The sequence below is a fragment of the Aquidulcibacter sp. genome (assembly GCF_020253525.1).
Classification (GTDB): Bacteria; Pseudomonadota; Alphaproteobacteria; order Caulobacterales; family Aquidulcibacteraceae; genus Aquidulcibacter.
On the sequence record NZ_JADCBK010000105.1, the window covers coordinates 1 to 2,901 of the forward strand.

Consider the following 2,901-nt stretch of genomic DNA (forward strand, 5'->3'; position numbering starts at 1 on the left):
CCCTCATCCCGGACATGATCAAAGACCTCGAATCCAAGGGGTTATTGCAAGATGATCAGGGCGCGCGGGTTGTGTTTGTGCACGACAAAATGGTGCCGAAGAAGGATGGCGGCGAAGGCCCCAATGTCGCGCCCTTATTGGTTGTCTCGTCTGAGGGCTCTGCCATGTATGGCACGACCGACCTTGCGACCATTGTGGATCGGGTCAAGCGCTTTCAGACCGATCTGATTATCTATTGCGTCGATCAACGTCAGGCCGATCATTTCGAAACCGTGTTTCGTGCGGCAGACAAGGCTGGCTATATGCCACGTGACGGCCTTGACCATATCGGCTTTGGCACGATGAATGGCCAAGATGGCAAGCCCTTTAAGACCCGCGAAGGTGGCGTCTTAAAGCTGCATGACCTCATCACCCAAGTGCAAGAAAAAGCCCAAGCCAAAATTGATGAGGCTGGCGTCGGTACCGACTGGCCACAAGAGGAGCGCGCCGATATCGCCCATAAGGTGGGCATTGCGGCCTTGAAGTTTGCCGATCTGCAAAACTTCCGCGGTACGTCTTATATCTTTGACTTGGATCGGTTTTTAAGCTTTGAGGGCAAGACCGGGCCTTACCTTCTCTATGCCGCCGTGCGGATCAAATCCATTCTGCGCAAAGCCGAGGAAGCAGGCGTTGCGGCGGGCCCAGTGGTCAAGCTTGAAGGCGTAGAACGCGATTTGATCTTGGTCTTGGATGGGTTTGAGCATGCGCTGCGTGGGGCCTATGATAAGCGCGCGCCCCATATTCTGGCCGACCATGCCTATAGCTTAGCAGGGGCATTCTCGGCCTTCTATGCGGCCTGTCCCATCATGACTGCGGCCGAAGCCGATGTGCGCGCGTCGCGCCTGACCTTGGCCAAAGCAACCTTGACGCAATTGTTGATTGCCTTGGATTTGCTTGGGATCGAAGCGCCAGAGCGTATGTAACCGAGCCCATGAAATCTAACACCTATGAATTTCGGCGCGTGTTAGGTCCGATACATGGGGTCTAGCCGGTCACGACGGCTTGGCAAGTCAGCGGTAATGCTAGCGCGCTGGTCAGGGGAAAAGCGCATCCATTGCGCGATCTCCGGCAGGGTGCGGTAGCAGCCAAGGCATAGGCCGGACTGGGGCTCTACACAGCAGACCTTGATACAGGGCGTGGCGATAGGTTCGGCCACGTCACATGCCAAATGCGGGGATCAGGGCAACAATCCCGGCCAAGGCACCCAATTCGGCTGCAATCGCGGTCGCGCCCAAAGCATCCCCCGTTTGCCCGCCCAAATGCTTGCGCGCAGTCATGGCAATGGCACCCGCGCCCAAGATCGTGCCAATCACAGCGCCAATGGCAGGGCCAATAAAGCTCAATTGGAAGGCAAGGATAACGCTAACGCCCGCGATGACTGCCCCAATCACGGTCGCAGTCGTTGCCTCCGTCGCGGTGGGCTGGCCTGCAGAGGCAGAAATGCCGTCATCGGTTGCAGGCTTCAATAGGGTCATCACATGCACCAATGCCGTGCGGGCCAAGGCGCCACTGATAATCAGGCACAGGCCTGCCTGCCAGGCTTGGGCAATCTCGGCCACCAAAAATATTTTCAGAATGATGGCAAGTAACAGCGCCACGCCGCCAAAGGTGCCAATCCGCGAGTCACGCATGATGGCGAGCCGTTCGCTGACCGTCTTGCCACCGCCCACGCCATCAAAGAAATCGGCAAAGCCATCTTCATGAAAGGCCCCTGTGGTAAGGACTTGCGATGCAACGGCCAAAGTCGCTGCAATATGCACACTGCCGTTGAACAGCCACATCGCCAGGCCATAGGTCAAAGCCCCGATGATTCCGGTCACGAGGCCGGCGACGGGGGCTGCTTGGAAGGCGCGCGTGATGCGCTCTCTTGGCAGATCCTCCGGCCAAGTTACGGGTAAACGTGTAAAGAATATCAAGCAAATTCTGGCGTCATCAATAATGCGCATGGCGCGACTCAACTTTGGCTCATCTTGTGGGAACGTCTTTTCGACCTTGTAGACGAACAGTTTGAAATTTCGAGATCATAATACTTAATGGCTGATCGAACCTGACACACTGTGGCGCCGAAGTCGCACTGAGGCTCGCCAGGGCGGGCTGTTTTTTCCCGCGCGCCTTGGCCTTTATTGCCAGCCGATTGCGCGCTAGATCACACCCATGCCTCATGATGCCTGCGCAGCCCCCAAACAGCCCTTCGACGATATCCGAGCCCTGCTTCAGGACTTGCCCAGCCGCGATGAAGAGGCCAGCGCCCGCACCGCGTGGCGCGAAAGCCAATTGATCAAACCACCCGGCGCCTTGGGCCGCTTAGAGGATATTTCGAATTGGCTGTCGGCTTGGACGGGCAAGAGCCCGCCGCAGGTCACGCGTCCCATTGTTGCGGTTTTTGCGGGCGATCATGGCGTTGCCGCGCGCGGTGTCTCTGCCTATCCCCAAGAAGTCACGCGGCAGATGATTGACGCTATGGCTGCTGGTGGGGCGGCTATTTCGGTTCTGGCCCAACAAGCCGGGGCAGGGCTTAAGGTCTATGATTTGGCGGTCGGCAAGCCTACGCCTGATATTGTTGAAGCCGATGCCATGAGTGAGCAGGAATGCGTGGCGACCATGGCTTACGGCATGGAAGTGCTGGCAGAGGGCACCGACCTCTTGGTTTTGGGTGAAGTCGGCATTGGGAACACCACAATTGCTGCCGCCTTGGCACTGGCCCTTTATGGGGGCGAGGCTGGCGACTGGACCGGGCCCGGCACGGGCGTTGAAGGCAAAGCCTTAGCCGCAAAGCGCGAGGTGGTGGAAGCTGCCGTGGCGCGCTTGGGCGAGGATCGCGAGATCGGCCGCGTCGTAAACGCAGCCCGCCGGGTTCAGCGG

At 58.3% G+C, this 2,901-nt stretch carries 4 protein-coding genes; 2 read left to right on the forward strand and 2 right to left on the reverse strand.

Features of this window, described 5'->3' with window-relative positions:
• Positions 1-962: arginine--tRNA ligase (gene argS, locus IOB61_RS12415; RefSeq protein ID WP_290817144.1), on the forward strand; the 962-nt coding region annotated here is incomplete at its 5' end.
• A gap of 41 nt (positions 963-1,003) precedes the next feature.
• Here the strand turns inward: argS and IOB61_RS12420 are convergent.
• Both IOB61_RS12420 and cobS read right to left on the reverse strand, forming a co-directional pair.
• On the reverse strand, positions 1,004-1,195 hold the full coding sequence (locus tag IOB61_RS12420; protein WP_332835076.1) for a DUF1289 domain-containing protein: 192 nt from the start codon (positions 1,193-1,195) through the stop codon (positions 1,004-1,006).
• Between the two features lies 1 nt (position 1,196).
• Entirely contained in the window at positions 1,197-1,985 is a 789-nt protein-coding gene (gene cobS / locus IOB61_RS12425; protein ID WP_157893539.1) for an adenosylcobinamide-GDP ribazoletransferase, read from the reverse strand.
• A 208-nt stretch (positions 1,986-2,193) separates the two neighbouring features.
• On the opposite strand from cobS, the gene IOB61_RS12430 reads away from it, so the two are divergent.
• Positions 2,194-2,901 (forward strand): nicotinate-nucleotide--dimethylbenzimidazole phosphoribosyltransferase (locus IOB61_RS12430; RefSeq protein ID WP_290817151.1); only part of this gene is annotated, 708 nt, incomplete at its 3' end.